Source organism: Apibacter sp. B2966 (assembly GCF_011082485.1).
Classification (GTDB): domain Bacteria; phylum Bacteroidota; class Bacteroidia; order Flavobacteriales; family Weeksellaceae; genus Apibacter.
On sequence record NZ_CP049714.1, the window covers coordinates 21,682 to 41,993 of the forward strand.

17 protein-coding genes are annotated in these 20,312 nt (G+C 31.3%); 6 read left to right on the forward strand and 11 right to left on the reverse strand.

What is annotated here, in order from left to right:
* Positions 1-41: 41 nt before the first annotated feature.
* Positions 42-551: an SPOR domain-containing protein gene (locus G8C43_RS00080; RefSeq protein ID WP_166003192.1), complete on the forward strand. Its 510-nt coding sequence runs from the start codon at positions 42-44 to the stop codon at positions 549-551.
* A 62-nt stretch (positions 552-613) separates the two neighbouring features.
* Here G8C43_RS00080 and hflX read toward each other — a convergent pair whose 3' ends face one another.
* The 4 genes from hflX to G8C43_RS00100 form a co-directional block, all read right to left on the reverse strand.
* The gene (hflX, locus tag G8C43_RS00085; RefSeq protein ID WP_166003194.1) at positions 614-1,831 is read right to left on the reverse strand and encodes a GTPase HflX; all 1,218 of its coding nucleotides are present in this window, start codon (positions 1,829-1,831) and stop codon (positions 614-616) included.
* Between the two features lie 256 nt (positions 1,832-2,087).
* A complete protein-coding gene (locus G8C43_RS00090) occupies positions 2,088-2,660 on the reverse strand; it encodes a DNA-3-methyladenine glycosylase I (protein ID WP_166003196.1) in 573 nt (190 codons plus the stop codon).
* Between the two features lie 56 nt (positions 2,661-2,716).
* On the reverse strand, positions 2,717-4,375 hold the full coding sequence (locus tag G8C43_RS00095) for an OstA-like protein (protein ID WP_166003198.1): 1,659 nt from the start codon (positions 4,373-4,375) through the stop codon (positions 2,717-2,719).
* Positions 4,376-4,828 carry a Fur family transcriptional regulator gene (locus tag G8C43_RS00100; protein WP_105297069.1) on the reverse strand — a complete coding sequence of 151 codons (453 nt, stop codon included), beginning with the start codon at positions 4,826-4,828 and terminating at the stop codon, positions 4,376-4,378.
* A gap of 367 nt (positions 4,829-5,195) precedes the next feature.
* Here G8C43_RS00100 and msrA point away from each other — a divergent pair, with 367 nt between their 5' ends.
* From msrA to G8C43_RS00115, 3 genes are all read left to right on the forward strand, one after another.
* On the forward strand, positions 5,196-5,774 hold the full coding sequence (gene msrA, locus G8C43_RS00105) for a peptide-methionine (S)-S-oxide reductase MsrA (protein WP_255490383.1): 579 nt from the start codon (positions 5,196-5,198) through the stop codon (positions 5,772-5,774).
* Between the two features lie 253 nt (positions 5,775-6,027).
* Complete coding sequence (guaB, locus tag G8C43_RS00110; protein WP_160542377.1) at positions 6,028-7,488, forward strand: IMP dehydrogenase; 1,461 nt, start codon at positions 6,028-6,030, stop codon at positions 7,486-7,488.
* Between the two features lie 77 nt (positions 7,489-7,565).
* Positions 7,566-8,153 carry a hypothetical protein gene (locus G8C43_RS00115; protein ID WP_105297090.1) on the forward strand — a complete coding sequence of 196 codons (588 nt, stop codon included), beginning with the start codon at positions 7,566-7,568 and terminating at the stop codon, positions 8,151-8,153.
* A 152-nt stretch (positions 8,154-8,305) separates the two neighbouring features.
* Here the strand turns inward: G8C43_RS00115 and G8C43_RS00120 are convergent, their stop codons facing one another.
* Positions 8,306-9,484 carry an MFS transporter gene (locus tag G8C43_RS00120; protein WP_166003203.1) on the reverse strand — a complete coding sequence of 393 codons (1,179 nt, stop codon included), beginning with the start codon at positions 9,482-9,484 and terminating at the stop codon, positions 8,306-8,308.
* A 279-nt stretch (positions 9,485-9,763) separates the two neighbouring features.
* Between G8C43_RS00120 and trmB the strand changes: the two genes are divergently transcribed.
* Positions 9,764-10,435: a tRNA (guanosine(46)-N7)-methyltransferase TrmB gene (trmB, locus tag G8C43_RS00125; RefSeq protein WP_105297065.1), complete on the forward strand. Its 672-nt coding sequence runs from the start codon at positions 9,764-9,766 to the stop codon at positions 10,433-10,435.
* 133 nt (positions 10,436-10,568) lie between these two features.
* Here the strand turns inward: trmB and G8C43_RS00130 are convergent, their stop codons facing one another.
* Together G8C43_RS00130 and atpD are read right to left on the reverse strand one after the other, a co-directional pair.
* Positions 10,569-10,838 (reverse strand): FoF1 ATP synthase subunit delta/epsilon, encoded by a 270-nt coding sequence (locus G8C43_RS00130; RefSeq protein ID WP_105297064.1) that lies wholly within the window; start codon positions 10,836-10,838, stop codon positions 10,569-10,571.
* A 24-nt stretch (positions 10,839-10,862) separates the two neighbouring features.
* A complete protein-coding gene (gene atpD / locus G8C43_RS00135; RefSeq protein ID WP_105297063.1) occupies positions 10,863-12,377 on the reverse strand; it encodes a F0F1 ATP synthase subunit beta in 1,515 nt (504 codons plus the stop codon).
* Between the two features lie 31 nt (positions 12,378-12,408).
* Between atpD and G8C43_RS00140 the strand changes: the two genes are divergently transcribed.
* Entirely contained in the window at positions 12,409-13,437 is a 1,029-nt protein-coding gene (locus G8C43_RS00140) for a bifunctional riboflavin kinase/FAD synthetase (RefSeq protein ID WP_255490384.1), read from the forward strand.
* Positions 13,438-13,478: 41 nt separating this feature from the next.
* On the opposite strand, the gene G8C43_RS00145 is transcribed toward G8C43_RS00140, so the two are convergent.
* The 4 genes from G8C43_RS00145 to porU all read right to left on the reverse strand — a co-directional run bounded on the left by G8C43_RS00145 (position 13,479) and on the right by porU (position 20,228).
* Positions 13,479-14,033: an FKBP-type peptidyl-prolyl cis-trans isomerase gene (locus G8C43_RS00145; protein ID WP_166003208.1), complete on the reverse strand. Its 555-nt coding sequence runs from the start codon at positions 14,031-14,033 to the stop codon at positions 13,479-13,481.
* Entirely contained in the window at positions 14,020-15,033 is a 1,014-nt protein-coding gene (locus G8C43_RS00150; RefSeq protein ID WP_166003210.1) for a DHH family phosphoesterase, read from the reverse strand. The genes G8C43_RS00145 and G8C43_RS00150 overlap by 14 nt, the downstream gene beginning before the upstream one ends.
* Positions 15,034-15,121: 88 nt before the next feature.
* Positions 15,122-16,282 carry a type IX secretion system outer membrane channel protein PorV gene (porV, locus tag G8C43_RS00155; protein ID WP_105297060.1) on the reverse strand — a complete coding sequence of 387 codons (1,161 nt, stop codon included), beginning with the start codon at positions 16,280-16,282 and terminating at the stop codon, positions 15,122-15,124.
* A gap of 67 nt (positions 16,283-16,349) precedes the next feature.
* Positions 16,350-20,228: a type IX secretion system sortase PorU gene (porU, locus tag G8C43_RS00160; protein ID WP_166003220.1), complete on the reverse strand. Its 3,879-nt coding sequence runs from the start codon at positions 20,226-20,228 to the stop codon at positions 16,350-16,352.
* Positions 20,229-20,312: the final 84 nt, after the last annotated feature.

Here is a 20,312-nt window from a genome sequence, read left to right on the forward strand (position 1 = left end):
AAATGCTATTTTTGTGTAGTTAATTTTATCATAATATCCAAATGAAAAGCTATATTTTTTTATTACTTTTTTTTATATGTATTTCTTTTAAAGCCCAGCAAATCATTACTAAAGTAGATTCAGCTACCGGGGGAAAGCTGATTATTAATGCTGATGAAGAAATATTGAAAATGGTTAGTGAAGATGAATTATGCAAAAAATTTGGAGACACCACGCGAGAATCTAAACCTATTTCTTCCACCGATAAAAAACCGGTGAATAGGCCTGTTTCTCCTGAAAACATTTGTGGCAGACGAAACGATATACCCGGTTTTATGATCAAAGTTGGAGAAGCTAAAACAGAGAAGGAAATTAATACGTTGATTACAGAATTTAGAAAGTTATTCCCTGAGTTACGGGTTGAAAAAAGTTATTTACGTCCTGATTGGAGACTTTTGGCCGGAGATTATTTTAAGAGAGAATCAGCAAAATCTGATTTAAAAAGAATTAAAAGGAATTTTCCTTCCGCCTTATTAGTTAATTGGAGAATTTATTGTAACCGAGCAAAATAATTTTTTTTAATAAAAAATATAAAACAAAAAGGGCTTATTATTAAGCCCTTTTGCATTTTAAATTATATTTCTTTTCCTTCTTGATCGTAATATTCAAAGAGGAAATCATTATAAGGAAATCGTTGGGTATGGATATCTTTAACTTGATTATAAATAATTTTCTTCAATTCTTCATAATTTTCTTTAGTTAAAGCAGAAATAAAAACACTAGGATATTTGGATTTAGCCATCCATGTTTTTTTCCAATCGTCTAACGAATAATTTCTTTTGGTAACTGGTGTTAGATCATCTTCATCTTTTCTTTCATAAGAAAAATTATCAATTTTATTAAATACCATTATTGTTGGTTTATCTGCAGAACCTATTTCAGCCAATATGGTATTTACGGAATTAATATGATCTTCAAAGCTGGGATGAGAAATATCAACCACATGAATCAAAAGATCAGCCTCTCTTACTTCATCTAACGTTGATTTAAACGACTCTACCAGCTGAGTAGGTAATTTTCTTATAAAGCCGACTGTATCGGTTAGTAAAAAAGGAAGATTACCTATTACAACTTTTCTTACAGTTGTGTCTAGTGTTGCAAATAATTTATTTTCGGCAAAAACTTCCGATTTACTCAACACATTCATTAAGGTAGATTTTCCTACATTAGTATATCCAACCAAAGCTACTCTAACTAATTTTCCTCGATTGTTTCGTTGAGTTGACATTTGCTTATCAATCGATTTTAATTTTTCTTTAAGCAAGGATATTCTGTCTCTGATAATACGTCGGTCGGTTTCAATTTCAGTTTCTCCAGGTCCTCTCAATCCAATACCTCCTTTTTGACGTTCCAGGTGAGTCCACATACGAGTTAAGCGAGGAAGAAGATATTCATATTGAGCAAGTTCCACTTGTGTTCTGGCATAGGATGTTTGTGCTCGTTGAGCAAAAATATCTAATATAAGATTCGTACGGTCAATAATTTTCCTGTCTAATTCTTTTTCTATATTTTTAAGTTGAGAAGGAGTCAGTTCATCATCGAAAATAATTGTATCGATTTCATGTTCTTTAGCATAACTATTAATTTCTTCCAACTTTCCTTTTCCTACAAACGTTCTTGAATGTGGCTGATCCAGCTTTTGCGTAAATCTTTTATAAACTACAGCTCCGGCTGTATTTGCCAAAAACTCCAATTCATCCATGTATTCATTTAACTTTTCTTCATCTTGGTTTTGAGTAATCAATCCGATTAGAATAGCTTTTTCATATAATGCTTCTTTTTTTTCTAACATATAAAATTAATCTGCTTTAAACTCGATTTATTTATCAAATGTATTGTTTTTTAATAATGTGTAATACTATTAAATTTTATAAGGTATGTGTAATTACTGCATAATGTGATTTAACATAACAGGTATCTTTCAATAATTATACAATTTTTTTTAATTCTGTGTTTTTTACTGAATAGTACAATGGGTCCTAAAGAGAGATTTTTTATAATTAGTCATTAAATATAAAAGTAAATTGAAAAAACATGTTTACAATCAACTAATGATTAACAGGATGAAATGAGCAAGTAAGAATATGATCATTAACCACTCCAACTGCCTGTAAAAACGCATAAATAATAGTTGTACCCACAAATTTAAATCCACGCTTTTTTAAATCTTTTGAAATACTATCTGAAAGTTGAGTTGAAGCGGGAACTTGTTTAATGGTCTCCCAGTGGTTGCAAATAGGTGTGTGGTTGACAAAGTTCCATAAATAATTGCTAAAACTTCCGAATTCATTTTGCACGTCTATAAATTTTTGTGCATTGGTTGTGGCAGCTTTAATTTTCAATTTATTTCTAATAACACCTTCATTGAGAAGTAATCGATCCATTTTTTCCTGAGTATATTGTGAAATTTTTTTATAATCAAAACGGTCAAAAGCTTCACGAATACTCTCTCTTTTTTTTAATACCGTAATCCAACTAAGACCGGCTTGAAATCCTTCAAGTAAAAGAAATTCAAATAGTAATCGGTCATCATATACCGGTTTGCCCCATTCCTCATCATGATATTTTTTGTATATGTCATCAGATCCTACCCATTCGCATCGAATTATTTCTCTTTCCATGTTAATTTATATTAATGTAAGATGCAAATATAGATATTTATATAGGTATCTGATAATTATCGATTACTGACTTTTGCATTTTGTTTTTTCTCTTCTTCCAATAGTTGCTCAATGGTTTTTCTAGGCTCGTTTTTATTATAGGGAAAGACATCCGGGAATATATCTTGCCATTTTTTTAATCTTTCGTCATCTCTCCATTCAAATTCAGGTAAATATCTGTTTTGCTCGGGAAGCCTACTTTCAGGGTATAATTTTGATTCTGCACTGAGCTGACAAGAAACAATATCCATTTTGCGTTCAACAAACTCACCTTGTAAAATTCCACATACAGATATGCTGATTCCCGTCCGTTGTTTACCTTTCGTTTTAGATTCTTCTTCTACATAAGTGATGGATTCGGCATTACCTTTTAAATCTACTAAATGAAGTTCTTCGTTTTGAAAATAGGCATGAAGCATTCTTCCTTTTGCTTGATTGAATTCCAATTTAGGACTTAAAGAATCTACTTTGCTAATTACAAAAGCATGGGATCTGCCATAAATGGAATCTATGGCTTGACTGGAACTATTTAAATACGCAGAAAGAGTATCTGCGGTTAATTGTCTTCCTCCTGTTGACCAAAATATGGGTTTTTTATAAAAATCAATTCTTCCAATGGTTTCTTGATACACCAGAGAATCGCTTTTTCCGGAAACATTCGATTTGAATAGCCTTCCATTATGATACCCCCGAATGGTGGATTTTTTATCTTTTCCTTGAATGGCAATCAAGGTATCGGAATGAATGTATAAAGAATCTTTAGTAAATGCTTTTACCATATAAGGCCTTCCTGTAATCATTGCAGAATCCTTAAATTGATATACTTCAGCATATTCACCTATTAAAAATCTTTTTTCTTTAGGTTCTTCCAATTTAACGTTTTTAATTCCTCTACCAAAACCTTTTATTTCATCAAAAAATAAATCATTACCGGATAATATTTTCCCTTGGTAATAAACCTTTCCGTCATTTTTTAAATCGGATTGTTTGGTTTTGGTATTGTAAGACCCCGTACTTCCCGTTACGTAAACCGTGGGATCTTTTTTATTGGTTATGCGGGTAAATTTAGTAAATGTTGCAATTTCATTTTTAGCATCATATTTAATATCAGACCCTTCTAATATATATTCCGGAGATTCTAACGTAGAATTATCCCCTAGTTCAATTCGGTTGTCTTTAACAAAATATTTTCCAACTTTTGTATGAGTTATATTTTCGCCTTTATAAACTGTTCCCCAATTGTCAAAATAGGCGACATCCCGATTGGCATCATAGATCATTTCCTCGGTTTCAACTGTTTGATCGGGGGTAACTAATTTTACGTTATGATAGGCGATGGCATTTCTGGTTATTCCATTATAAGTTAATTTTTTACAATTCAAGGTAGATTGTTTATCCCTAAAAAAAACATTTCCTCTTGCTTCAATAAAATTTTTATCGCTAAAATAAATGATTGAATCTGCTTCTAAATGAGAAGTTTCGTGTTCTGCTATGACATGTCCTGAATAAACAATATTTCCGTTAAATACATGTTCATTCACTTCTTCCATGTCGGCATTGATAAGATTTATAGGTTTGGGATTATCCTTTTTGGAAGGAGCCGGAGGGGTAACTTGAGAAAATAAAAATACACCTGTGAATATAAAGAAAATAAAAAATATAATTTTTAAATTCATTTACTTGCTTTTCTTTTTTGCATAAAAGTATAAAGAATGACTTTCGATTTCAATATTAAATATTTTTTCTAATGAATCTTTAATTGTTTGAAGTCTAGGATCACAAAATTCAATAACTTCTCCCGAATCCATCATTAAGATATGATCATGTTGCTTAGCAAAATACGATTTTTCATATAAAGCTTGAAGTCCTTCTCCAAATTGATGTTTTCGGACTAACTTGGCATCTAAAAGAATTTCAATGGTATTATAAATAGTGGCTCTACTCACTCTATAATTTTTTTCTTTCATTCTCATATACAGCCAATCGATATTGAAATGTTCATCTGTTGAATAGATCTCCTCAACGATAGCAAATCTTTCAGGAGTTTTTCTATGTCCTCGATCTTCTAAATATTTTATAAAAACATCTTTAACAATTTCAAAATTTTTATTTGCAGTATCTGTACTCATGTTATAGAATAGGTAATATGCAAAGTTAGCAAATTAATTACCGTAATCATACTTTCTTATAACATAATTTAGAATGATTTCCTAAACAAAATAAATATTTTTTTTATGGAATAATTTATTTATTCAAAAAAAAATATAAATAAATCCTTTTGTTTGTCTAAAATATTTAAAAAAAAATAAATTTTAGTACAGTTTTTGTTTAATAAAGAATAATATTAAATACTTAAATTTTTATAACTGTTTTATAAATATGCAACTAGTTCTAACAAATAATATAAAAAAGCAATTATTTATTTTTTTTAATGCTATTAATTTACTTTTGTTTAGTTGTCAGACCAATCAATCACAAGAAAAGAAAACGGATATAATGAGAAAAAAATTAGAGAAAATTACATTAGGAGGAGGATGTTTTTGGTGTTTAAGTCATTGTTTTGAAATGTTAAACGGTATTACTAAGGTTACGGCAGGATATTCCGGAGGAAAAAAAGAAAATGCTAATTATAAAGATGTTTGTACGGGCACTACGGGACATGCGGAAGTAATTGAAATTGAATATGATCCTGAAGAAATTTCTTTTTCAGAAATATTAGATGTTTTTTGGTTTTTACATGATCCGACTCAATTAAACAGACAAGGAAATGATATTGGCACTCAATATAGATCTGTTATCTTTTATAGAAACGAAGAACAAAAAATTCTTGCTCAAGAATCTTTAAAAAAATCAGAATCTTCTGACTTATGGAAAGGTAAATATGTAACAGAAATAGTGCCTTTTAAAGAATTTTATCCGGCTGAAGATTATCACCAAAGATATTACGAACAAAATCCAAATCAACCTTATTGCAGCTATACCATTGCACCTAAAATCCAAAAATTTAAAGCGCGATTTAATTATAAACTGAAAGCAGAATATCAAAAAAGAAATGTGGATAAAAATCAAGCGTAAGAAATTCACAATATAAAAAATTGTAGTAAGAATTAATTTAAATTATTTTAATTGTAGAAAAAAATATTTATAATTTTAATAAAAATAAATCCAAAATATCTATATCAATTTAATTTATTTTTATAAATAATTAGTCTTTTTATAAAAAATTACGTATTATTTTATCATGTATTATTTTGATTATATACTTTTTTAAAAAAATTAAATTATTTTTTTAGAAAAAAAATTATATATTTGCTTGGCAAAAAACAATATGTCGCTTAGTTCTAAAATTGTAGAAGAAGCTATCACATTTGATGATGTTTTGCTTATTCCTTCTTATTCAGAGATTCTACCTTCTCAAGTAAATTTAAAAACCCAGTTAACTAAAAGAATTCAATTAAACATTCCAATAGTTTCAGCAGCTATGGACACTGTAACTGAATCAGGTTTAGCCATTGCTTTGGCCAGAGAAGGAGGTCTTGGATTTATTCACAAAAATATGCCGATAGATCAACAGGCTGTTGAAGTTAACAAAGTTAAGAGGTCAGAAAACGGCATGATCTCCAATCCCATTACCTTAAGTCGAAACCATACCTTACAGGATGCGCTTATGCTAATGAGAGAATATAAAATATCCGGCTTGCCGGTAATAGAAGAAGATGATACTTTAGTCGGCATAATTACCAATAGAGATATTAAATATCAATCGGATTTAAATCAGAAAGTAGAAGATGTCATGTCCAAAGAACATATTATTACTTCTTCAAAAAATACTTCTTTGGAACAAGCCAAGCAAATATTATTAAATAATAGGATTGAAAAGCTCCCTATTATAGATGATCACAACAAATTAATAGGGTTGATTACCATTAAAGATATTGATAATTTGTTGGAATATCCCAATTCATGTAAAGATTCTGAAGGAAGACTTAGAGTGGGAGCAGGGGTAGGAGTAGGAGATGATACCTTAGAAAGAGTCGAAGCATTAGTTAAAGCCGGAGTGGACATAATTGCGGTAGATTCCGCTCATGGACATTCAATCAATGTATTAAATAAAATCAGAGAAATCAGAGCTTCTTTTCCCGATTTAGATATTGTTGGTGGAAATATAGTTACCGCACAAGCGGCAAAAGATTTAATAGAAGCCGGAGCCAATTCATTAAAAGTGGGTGTAGGTCCCGGATCTATATGTACCACTAGAGTAGTAGCGGGAGTGGGAGTACCACAATTATCTGCCATATATAATGTCTATGAATATGCCAATCAGCATCATATACCGGTAATTGCAGATGGAGGAATTAAACTTTCGGGTGATATAGTTAAAGCTATTTCCAGCGGTGCATCCTGTGTCATGTTGGGATCTTTATTTGCCGGAACTGATGAAGCACCAGGAGATGAAATTATTTTTCAAGGAAGAAAGTTCAAAAGTTATCAAGGTATGGGTTCAATTTCTGCCATGAAAAGAGGAAGCAAAGATCGTTACTTCCAATCGGGAACAAAAAAATTAGTACCGGAAGGAATTGAAGGGAGAGTTCCTTATAAAGGAAAATTATCCGATGTGGTTTATCAATTATGTGGAGGAATTCGTGCAGGTATGGGCTATTGCGGTACAGAAGATATAGTAAAATTGCAAAAAGAAAGTAAAATGGTTAAAATTTCTTCAGCAGGACTAAAAGAAAGTCATCCTCACGATGTTATAATTACTCAAGAAGCACCAAATTATTCTAATTAAAAAAAATATAATATTTTGTTAAAATTTTGGCATAGGTTTTGTCGTTTACTATGGTGTATAAAAATAATATAATAATTATGAAAAAAGTACTTTTATTGTTTACTATTTTTTTAGGTAGTATAGCAATATCAAATGCACAGATTGTAACTACACCACAAACTTCGGCTAACGTAGGTTCTACACCAATTCAAAAAGGAAGCTGGTTGACCGGAGCAGGTATTACAAATCTCGGCTATGATTTCGAAAACAAAGGATTTTCATTTAATTTAACTCCTAGAGTTGGGTATTTTCTTTCTCATGGAATAGCCGTTGGTGCAGCTATAGATTTCGGGGCAGTATTTCAAGATGATGAAAAACCTATTTGGAACTATGGGGTTATGCCCTTCGTAAGGTATTACTTCCCTGAAGGTGCTAAAGAAACCGGAAGATTTTTTGCTGAAGGTGATGTTGGATTCAAAGGAGCAGCAGTTAACGGAAGCTCAGACAGTGGATTTGCCTTTGGTGTAAATGTGGGTTACGCTCATTTTATTACCCGTTCTGTAGCGTTAGAAGGTACAATCGGATATAACTATGCAGCTGCAATTCAAAATATTAACAACGGAAACAAACAAAGTGGTTTAGGTTTTGGTTTAGGATTTCAAATTTATATTCCACAATCCAAATAATTTAGCTGCTGTTAAAAAAAATTAAAACTCCTAGAAAATAGGAGTTTTTTTTATGAAATAAAGTCAGTTGCCACCGGTTTAATGAATTAAATATTACTTATTTATTTTATACTACTATCCAATAATTACAAAAGAAATAAACTAACAAAACATTATCGTTTTATAGACAGCAAATGAAATATTAACATAATTATAGCGAAAAAACTACCTACACTAATTACACCGGTCCAATTATAAATTTCAAAAGCATAAGCAGAAATAAAGGTTCCCAGTGATCCACCGATAAAATAACTGGTCATATAAATAGTATTAACACGATTACCTGCTTCCGGGTGATTTGAAAAAATAATAGATTGATTAGTAATTTGGGTAGATTGCACCCCAATATCAATTAATATGATCCCAATAGTTAAACCCAAATAAGAATAACCTCCATAGTAGAATATAATCCATGAAAGTAAAATCAATAATGCAGTAAAAACAAGTATTGTATTTTTGTTGAATTTAGATATAACTTTTCCCATGAGGGCAGCAGCCAGAGCTCCAAATGCACCTATTAAGCCAAATTTTCCGGCTATATTACTTGCTGTTCCGTCGCTTAAATGAAAATTTTCTTCAAGATGGAAAACCAAAGGAGTCCAAAAAGCACTTAAAGAAGCAAAACTAAGTCCTCCTCGTAAAGCGGCAGAGCGTAATGATGAATCTGTTTTAAAAAGCTCAACGAGTGAAAGCATTAACTTTTTATAATTTCCTTTAAAATTCGGGTAGATTTCCGGTAAATTAAAATATATCAAAAGATACACAACACCCATTAATATAGCTGCGATATAAAACATTTCTCTCCATCCTAAAATATCGCCGATATATCCACTTAAAACTCTCGATCCCAATATACCGATGAGTAATCCGCTCATCACAAATCCAACGGCTTTAGGTTTATCTTCCGGAGCTGCCAAAGTTGCAGCCATGGGTATAAACAATTGAGGAATAACTGAGGTAAAACCTATTATAAAACTTATAGGAAATAATAATTCTATGGAAGGACTGACAGCCATAGCTAATAAACTACTAATAATGAATATAAAATCAATAAGAATAATTTTTTTTCTACGAAACATGTCACCTAAAGGAATCAGAAAAAATAGTCCAAAGGCATAGCCGATCTGCGTAAACATGGTTATACCGCTTATTTTTGATTCACTGACATTAAAATCTTTGGCCATTAAACCCAATAGTGGTTGGTTATAATAGTTATTTGCTACTACTAGTCCTGAACTAATAGCCATAAGCCAAAGTATTTTAGGAGTAAGTTTTGGTTGAGAAAGTTTCATTGATAATAGTGTTTAATCCATAAAAATATTAAATTAATTTTAAGTATATGAAATTTTTTATGAATGAATTATAAATACGATAATAATTGAAACTTTAATTTTAATATTTTAATGAATTTTAAAGAAATTTAAGAAGATTTAAAAGGAAACGTTTTTAGTTAGCATATCTTAATTATATTTAGGGGTATTCATTTATTGTCACATTATGAAACTAGCTACCAATAAAGAAATTTGAAATGTGTACGAATATAGTTATTTTTGTACATTCAATACTAAATTATGGGCAAGGATAAACTTCGTAAATTTGCTGAAAACAAGACTTTTGATAATGTAATACAGCCTACGAGAGATGAAATACTTTCTAATTTTCATTATAAAGGTAAATGGAAAGAAGAATTTTTTAAAAATGATAATCCCATAATCATTGAATTGGGTTGTGGAAAGGGCGAATATTCTGTTGGTTTAGCGCAACATTTTCCTGATAAAAACTTTTTAGGAATAGATATTAAAGGAGCACGTTTTTGGAGAGGAGCAAAAACAGCCATAGAACAACAAATAAAAAATGTTGGTTTTTTGCGCACTCAAATTGAATTAATTGAACATGTATTTTCTCCCGGTGAAGTAGATGAAATTTGGATAACATTTCCGGATCCGCAAATTAAATATAAAAGGACAAAGCACCGATTAATAAATTCTATTTTTCTTGAAAAGTATAAAAGAATTATGAAAGAAGGAGGGAGTATCCATTTAAAAACGGATAGTGAATTTTTACATGGGTATGCCAACGGATTAATACATGGTTTGGGATATACCGTGTTATCTTCTCACCATGATATTTATGGAGCGCCGGAATATGAATTACCTTCTTACGTAAGAGAAATAAAAACTTTTTATGAGAATATGTTTTTGAAAGAGGGTAAACCTATCACTTATCTAAATTTTAAAATATAACTATTAACGGATTCTCTTGCTATATTAATTAAGAAATTATAAATATCTTAACTTAATACTAATTTATATATAATAAAAAAGGATTGAGTAACAATCCTTTTTTATGTTATTATAATATTATTGTATAAATATTTTAATCACAAAGTATTATACCTTTATTGTTATTAAATTCTAATAATCCGCTCTTAATAGTGAATGTTTGGTATTTGCCATCATTCGTTAATTTAGTAGCGTTGGAAGAAGAACTTACATTTTCCAGCTTAATGATTCCGGGTTCAAGAGTAGAAACAATAGAAGCATGGTTTTCCAACATTTGAAATTCACCCAATGAACCGGGAACTGTTATAGATGACACTTCACCGTCAAAAATAACCTCTTCCGGAGTAAGTATTTGTATTTTCATCAAAATTTAAAATTATTCAACAAATTATTTTTTTAATTCAGCTAATAGTCTTTCGCCATGTTCAATAACTTCTTCAATAGTTCCCTTCAAGTTAAAGGCAGCTTCCGGATATTGATCCAATTCTCCGTTAAGAATCATATTAAACCCTTTAATGGTGTCTTTAATATCCACTAATGCACCGGGAGTTCCCGTAAACTGTTCTGCAACATGGAAAGGTTGTGAAAGGAATCTTTGTACTTTTCTAGCTCGATAAACCACTAATTTATCTTCTTCACTTAATTCTTCCATACCTAAGATGGCAATAATATCTTGTAAAGCTTTATATCTTTGAAGGATTTCCTTAACATTTTGAGCACATTCATAGTGATCATTTCCTAAAATTTCAGGAGAAAGAATTCGCGAAGTAGATTGTAGTGGATCTACGGCCGGATAGATACCCAATGAAGCAATTTTCCTGTCTAATACGGTAGTAGCATCCAAATAAGCAAAGGTTGTTGCAGGGGCAGGGTCAGTTAAATCGTCTGCCGGAACATAAACCGCTTGAACAGATGTAATAGAGCCGTTTTTGGTTGAGGTAATTCTTTCTTGAAGTGCACCCATTTCACTGGCTAAGGTAGGTTGATACCCTACCGCAGAAGGCATACGTCCTAATAAAGCAGAAACTTCCGATCCGGCTTGAGTGAAACGGAAAATATTATCTATGAAAAACAATACATCCCGACCTTTTCCGGCTCCTAAACCGTCTCGATAATATTCAGCTAAGGTTAAACCGGATAGAGCCACTCTGGCACGAGCACCGGGAGGTTCATTCATTTGACCAAAAACAAAGGCAACTTTCGATGATTTTAAAGCTTCAAAATCAACTTTTGAAAGGTCCCATCCGCCTTCTTCCATGGATTTCATAAATTCATCTCCATACGAGATAATTTTAGATTCCAGCATTTCCCGTAGTAGGTCATTACCTTCACGAGTTCGTTCTCCAACACCGGCAAATACAGATAACCCACCGTGTCCTTTAGCAATATTGTTAATCAATTCTTGAATCAATACGGTTTTACCAACTCCCGCACCTCCGAAAAGTCCAATTTTACCTCCTTTGGAATAAGGCTCAATTAGATCGATAACTTTAATACCGGTATATAATACTTCTGCAGAAGTAGAAATATCTTCAAAATTCGGAGAAGGCCTGTGTATAGGTAATTCATGGGTTTTGGGTACATCACCGATTCCATCAATAGCTTTTCCGATAACGTTGAATAAACGTCCGTTAATTTCTTCACCGATAGGAACCGTTATAGGTTTATTGGTTGCTATAACTTCCTGACCTCGATATAAGCCATCGGTAGCATCCATAGCGATACATCTAACTGTATCTTGACCTATATGTTGCTCAACTTCCAGTACTAAATTGGGTTCGTCGTTATCTTTAATAACTTCTAAAGCATCATATATATTGGGAAGTTGTTCTACGTCATCAAAAACAACGTCTATAACCGGACCTATTACCTGAGATATTTTACCTTTATTTTCCGTTACCATATAATTTAAAATTCAAATAATTACATTTCCTTTGTGGAATTACAAATATACTATTTTAAAGCTTATAGGCGTTGAAAAAAAACCAAAAAAATATCATATTTTTGCAGACAATTTGTTTTCATTACCGGTGAATATTCATACTAAAAATTTCAGAGTAGCTAAAGAAAATAAAATTATACTAACTTTAGGTATGTTCGATGGTGTGCATTTGGGCCATCAGTTTGTTTTAAACTATTTGCATGATATTGCAAATAAAGAGGGAGCTGAAACAGCAGTTATGACATTCAATCCACACCCCCGATTCGTTTTACAACCCACAACTGAACTTAAGCTTTTAACTACTTTAAATGAAAAAATACAACTTTTGGAAAAATTTAATGTGCAGCATTTATTTGTACAAGAATTTACTAAAGAGTTTAGCCGGTTAAGTGCTTTAGAATTTGTTAGAGATCTATTAGTATCCCAATTACACATACATTCATTAGTTATTGGTTATGATCATCAATTTGGAAATAATCGGGATGGAAATTACGAACGTTTGCAAACATATTCCGAACAATTTGGATTTACTCTTTACAAACTTCCTTCGGTAAGTGGATATACTTCTGTTATTAGTTCCACTAAAATTAGAAATAAAATTAGCGAAGGTAAAATTGCTAAAGCAAACGAGTATTTAGGATATAATTTTTTCATGCAGGGCAAAGTGGTTACCGGTGATAAGATAGGAAGAACCATCGGTTTTCCTACTGCAAATATTGAAATTGATCCACACAAGATATGTCCAAAAAATGGGGTATATTATGTGAAAGTTAAGATTAAAGATGAATTTTTTTACGGGATGATGAACATAGGAATGCGTCCTACCATACAAGGTTTACAAAAACAAATTGAAGTTCATATACTTGAATTTGATAAGGATTTATATGGAAAAGAAATTGAAATTTATTTCTATGATAGAGCACGTGATGAGATCAAATTTTCTTCATTAGATGAACTTAAGGCTAGATTGACTTTGGATAAAAAAAATACACAAAACTATTTTAAAGATTTATATAATTAATTTTTCAAAATAAGTGTATTCGCCCAAATTTTATAAGATAATCATTTCGATAAAGGTTTAACGTCGATTAAAGTAAGGGTTACTAAGAGGGGTACATTAGATCCAATTTTATTTTCATCACCATATAAACCATAGGCAGTGAAGGAGGGGAGGACTATTTCAGCTATATCCCCTTTCTCCATCATGTACAATGCTGACTCAATTCCTCTTATCTCTTTAAATTTTCCTAAAACTCCCTGCTTTTCACCAAACTCATCAAAAGAATAAATTACATCTCCTGAAAGTGTTTTTATTTCAGCAGAATATTTAATCCAACTATTATTTTTAGGTTGTGGAGATTTTTTATGTGAAATAAATCGAATCCAAATACCCGAAGAAGTAGGCACAAATTTTACATGTAAAGAATCCTCTCGTTTACTAATCCAGTTTTGCAAGAAATCCCTTTCCTTATCTTCTCTAGCTTTAGAGTTTTCTAATAATTTTTTGCCATATGCAGATTTTGAATTAGTAACCGGAAGGAAAATTTCTTTTTTCTGACACGAGAATAAAATGCCTATACAAAATGAGTATATAATTGCAATGTTAAGAAATTTCATGGATTTCGTTTTCAATTATATTTTTAAATCTTGAAATAGAATCTTTTAAAGAAAGATCACTTCTGCCACCGGCAGCATTAATATGTCCACCTCCATTAAAATAGCTTCGAGAAAACGCGTTAACGTCAAAATTACCTTTGGAACGGAAAGAAATCTTAACAAAATCATTTTGCAGATCTTCCATAAAAAATGCAACAAATTTAATTCCTATAATAGAAAGTCCGTAATTAACAAATCCTTCCGTATCTCCTTTTTGATAACCCAATTCTAACAATTGATTTCTGGTTACATACAATATTGCAGTATTTTTATTAGGAATAAGTTCAATGGATTCTAAAACACAGCCTAAAAGTTTTAGTCGTTCCGGTGTATTACAATCAAAAATATTGGAAGCTATAAGATCCGGTTTAGCTCCTTTTTCCAAAAATACGGATATAATTTTATGAGTTTCAGCGGTGGTATTTTTAAACCGAAAACTTCCGGTATCAGTTAAAATTCCGGTATATAGACAAGTTGCTATTTTTTCATCGATTTTTGATACTTCACCTAAGGCATCAATAAATTTATAAATCATTTGGCAAGTAGCCGGTTGAGAAGTATCTGAATATATGTAATCAAAATTATCCGGGTTTTGATGATGATCAATCAACACTTTAACGGCTCTTGATTCATTTAATTTTGTTTCCAATTGATTAATCCTTGAAGAAGTATTGAAATCAAGACAGAAAATTAAATCTGCATTTCTAAAAGCTATTTCAACGAATTTTACCCGATATTCACCTATAATAATATTTTTGGCTTCCGGCAACCATTTTAAAAATTTAGGAAATTCATTCGGTACAATTATCGTGGATTGAACTCCAAGGGTACTTAAAAAATGATATAATCCTAAAGAAGAACCAATGGCATCACCGTCCGGATTCTGATGAGCCAAAATGAGTATATTTTTTTTTGTTTTTATTAATTGTTTTAATTCATTGAGTTTTTCAGGTGTAAACATCGTACTGTATAATTTTGGTAAATGTAAAAAAAATCACTCTTTTATACAGAGTGATTCTTACTATAGGTTAGATATTTTAGTTGAAATTTTAATAATTGTCGTAAGCATTGGTTGCATCACCACCAAAATCCCACGTTAATCCAAATCGTAACGTATTGTCTAAAGCATTATTAACACTTGAAGTTGTAATCAGATAGGAAAAATCAATACCGAACGATTGATATTTAAGACCTGCTCCCAGTGTTACATATTGTCTTCCTCCTTTGTCAGGATTTTCGTAGAAATAACCGGTACGAAAAGCAAATGCGTTATTGAAAGTGTACTCACCTGCAATACTGTACGTAATTTCTTTGCCCACATCTTTATTACTAAATGATTTAAACATTCCGGAAATAAAACTTTTATCGGGAACTTGATATGTTATGCTACCATCGGGATTTTTAACTTCTTCGGGTGCAGGAACAAGTAATTTTGTAGCTTCAAAAGTCAATCCCAATTTATTATCGTCATCGAAATATAGGTCATAACCCACACCTAATCTTAAATTAGTAGGCAAATAGCTGGAATTTTCTTTGCTGTCAGAGTAATCTAATTTAGGTCCCATATTAAATAATCCCCAACCGGCTCTCCATCTTCCTTCATAATTGCCGAAAGAACTGCTTTTTTCAGATTGGAAATATCCGGTTACATCAACTGCAAATGTATTGGCAGCCTTTGTTTGGGCAGATGAATTATCAACATTGTTAAATAAATCGGAACGAACATACCTTGCGGTAACCGCCATGGAATATACATCCGCTAATTTAAGTCCATAAGACACATCTAGTGCAAATTCATTAGGTTTAGAAATACCTTTTTCAACAATGTTATTTCCCAATAATTCGTTAAGTTGGATTTCACCCATGTTGAAATAATAAATACTTGCGGCTAATGTGCTTCTTTCTTCTTCACCGAGGAATGTATAAAAAGTTCCGTTTAATAAAAATACATCGCTAGTTAGTTTATTCATATAGGGAGTATATGAAAGACCTACTCCGGAATAACTAGTTCCAAAAACATATTTTGAAGGGTTCCAAAATTGGGAAAACCCATCGGGTGACGTTGCCACCCCTTGATCACCTAAACCGCCAGAACGAGCATCCGGTGATATTCTTAAAAAGGGTGCTCCGGTGACTATGGCGTAATTTCTATTCTGAGCCTTAAAGGCGCTAAATAATAACAACGTCAGAATTAAAATTCTTTTTTTCATGAACTATTTGAGTTAAAATGATATAAATTTTTTTTATTATAGCGTTTTTATAATGCAAAAATAAATTTTATTTTAATATTACCAATTTTTCCACTTGAGAAACTGAACCCTTACAAAATTCAGATGTTCCTTTTATTTTTACACGATAAATATACACACCTTTTCCGATTTTATCTCCAAAATCATCCAATCCGTCCCATTCAATTCCAAATTTGTCAGTTCTGTATCCTTCGTTAAAAGGCTGAGAAGTAACGGTTTTATTAATAGTTTTTACTAATTTTCCTGACACGGTAAAAATTTGGACTTGAACATCAAGAATATCGGGACAATTATGTTCAAAATGAAAAAATGTTTTAGTTGTAAATGGATTAGGCCAGTTTAATAATTTTTTTATTATTAATCCCTGATCACCGTTATCAACAACTAAAAAATCTAAGGTAGCAGAAGATGAATTATTATTAATATCCCAAACTTTGAATTTAATTGAATGATTTCCTGTTTCAAGATTTTCTAATCGATACCAAACTTTTCCTTTTTGATAATCTTTTAAATTCGGATTTAGACAAGGAGAAGATTCTCCTCCGGTATAAAAATCATTCAGAATAATGGTACCGTTTACATTATTATTTAAAACGCCCGTGATATCATGTCCAATTCCTAAACCGGTTGAATTAATACCGGTACTATCCGTTACACAGGCTAAAAGATATGGTGAGCGATCAGTTATTCCTCCATTAGCAAAATTTAGATTATTCATGTATAAACCTATTTTTGGGCCTTCCGAATCATTTATTCCATTGGGATTTATATCTCCAATTTTTAAATCATTTTTAAAATATAAGGCGTCAATTTCAGAATTATCGGCATATAAAAGTAATTTGCCATCACCGATATCATAATTAATATCTTTAGGAACGTAAAATTCTATTTTAAAATTTCCATCTTTAACTTGTGAACCTCCTTTATATATGGCATTAACCTGTTCTTTATATTCAAGAGGTGGTTTAAGTGAATTATAATTAAAATTATTTAGAGTTTTTTTATCCACAGGTTTATCATATAAAACAGTTTGGATATTTCCCGAAAAAGAGGGATCAACATCTCCATTTTCATTTAGTACTTGGCCTTCAATGGTAATGAAATCAAGGGCTTTTATAACACCCGAGAAATGGTCTGCATCCAATCCGTTTATTTTAGTGACCTTAATTTTACGTTTTGGGTATACCAAAGATTGCGCGGGATCTCCGAACAAATTTATTTTTCGACTTTCTCCACTTAAGATTTCTTTTTTGGAAAGTCGAAGCGCTTCACCTAGAGCTATATATTGATTACTTTCAGTTTTTTTTGTGAATATGTTTTTCATGATTACAGGGTTCATATTCAACCCATAATAGATTGACAGCGCCCTATTGGTTGTAATCATGGAATTTGCTCCACCATTTTTTTTGAGATATAATAAATCCCCTAAAGAATTTAAAGAAGGATTGTCCCATACGGAAACATCGCATGAGATAGTAATAAATAAAGGCAGTCGAGAAAAATCTCTGTTGAAATTAGACAAGCTGTTTACATCTTCTTTTGAAAATAGCCTATATTGAGAAAGAGATAATGTGCCGCCATGTCCAAAATAATTTATTACTAAATTACCATTGTTAAAAGCGGCTTTTATTGCTTCATTTACTTGTGGAAATCTGGCTCCACCTGTAGTGTAATCTGCATTATAAGAATCTATATATAATTTTTTAAGTGTATATTCTTTCAATGATTTATCAAAAATATTTTGAGCAATAGTTTCTTCAATTTTTTTATGGAAATTGTTATCACTGTCAATGTCTACAATAACAGAGGCATTTAATCTCCAATTTCCAAAAGGAGTACCTTGAGGAGCTTGTCCATTATCGTATTTTACACTTTTATCTACACACGCTGTTGCTTCGGATAGATTTTTTGCAATCATTCTTCCCACTGCTATATCTAATTGAGTAGCTGAAAGATTGGCATCTTTTCCTATTAAATTAGCTTCATCATCATCCAATATCGTTATAAAATCATCTGTTGCATAAGAGTAATTAAGACCGGTGCTATTATAACTTTGATAGGTAGGAATTAAGTTATGTCCGGTTCCGGTTTTATTTTTATAATCATAAGAGGCAGAGCCCAGTAGAAGCACATATTTTAATTTTCCATTGTCTTTCTTATATAGATAACGTAAAAAATCCCTTATTGCGGTTAAATCTTGTCCCCCGGAGCTAAATTCATTATAAATTTGATTTACTGTAACTACTTCTACTTTTAATCGATTTTTAGATTGATGTAAATTTTTAATGCGATTTGCCTGAGAAACAAATTCAGGAACAGTTATGACAATATAATCTACATCGGATATGGAATGTAAAGCCTGATTTGAAATTTTACCAACAACTTCCGGAATGTAGGCAGCTGAGTGCTTAAAGGCGATCATTTCGTTTTTAAAATTAGTTGATAACAATTGATAGGAATACGTAAAAGCATTTGCTGATCGTTCCAGTTTTTTTGCGTTGACAACATCTGAAACATCCCAAACTTCGCAATCTTCAGAAGGAACAAAAGTAAATCCATATATTTTTCCATCTTCAATGGGATCAAATGTTCTGAAATTCATTTGACTACCATTAAATTTAAGCTTTTGCTTATATAAAACTTCAAAATAATCGGGATAAAATTCAGCCGAGGGATTAGTAGAGTTATCAAATCCTAAAGTAAATTTTAATTGATTATTAGTTGGAGTGATAGTTTGTGTTTGGCTTCCAATTGCAAAATCAATTTCATTAGGGGATGGTCTTAAAATCGATGAAAATACCGGATTATCATTATATGACACATTTATTTTTCCATTAATACCGTTTCTTGATACCCAAGCATATTTCCAAGTTATGCTTGAACCCGGAACTAAGTCATGCACCGGAAATAGGATTTCTTTATAATTTTTCAATCCTAAATTTTCATCCACCCATATTTTACCTAATTGATTTAAATTTAGTCTATCTTCTTCAAAGAATTGATGATCATCGTACTCTACATATACGTTAGCGTTTGGTGTTTTGTAAGGATTGGATTGAATTCTTTTTCCCGCAGTTTGATTGATGTTAATAAAATAATATGCATAATCTTCATATATATTTTTTTTATGCCTAACCTTTGAATTTCTTATCCAATAGTCCGGTCCTTGCCCATAAAATAATATATAATCATCTGAATCAAAAATTCCATCATTTTCTCCTCGGACAAAAATGGCATTTTCTTTTAGGTTATCGTATCTGAACGATGAGGTTGGTTCCGGAAGCATTTTTCCTCCATTGCCAAATATTCGTATAGTTTTGGGATCTAAAGAATTACAATTTATTCCTAAAGATTGTAATAAATTACGATCAATTTTATAAATTCCTGTTTTTGCAATTTTAATTTTATACCATAATCCGTTTTTTAGAACACTTTCAACATTCAAAAAGGATTCTAAAGATGAAAAATTTTTACTATACGAATTTTTTTTCTCAATGGTAAAACGTACCAGTTTAAAAATGGTATTGCCTGTTTTCTTTAATGTTTTAATGGTTACGGATATAAATTTTTGATCTCGTGACTTAGTAATTGACGCGCTGAAAATATCATCATCGGGAATGAAATCCAGAGGCGTATCGCCAAGTTGCGATTTTTCAATAGGTTGCCATTGTAAATTCGTTAGATATACATCTCCATTAAAATCAGTTTTCTCGGCATAATATAAAGTAGGTATTCCTTCATCAATGGAATAGTTATCATTGGTAAAGAAAGGATATTTTTTTACTTGCTCAGTGGAATAATAAAAATTCTTTATACCGTCCCAATTAATCGTAATAGTTTGTGCCACAGGGATAAATGTGGACACTTGAATGAAAAACGCTATAAAAATGTATAAAAATCTTTTCATTTACCACTAAATAACGAATAAGTAGAAATAATATTTTACTAAATATACAATATCTACAAATAAGTTAACGTTATTTGAGGTTAT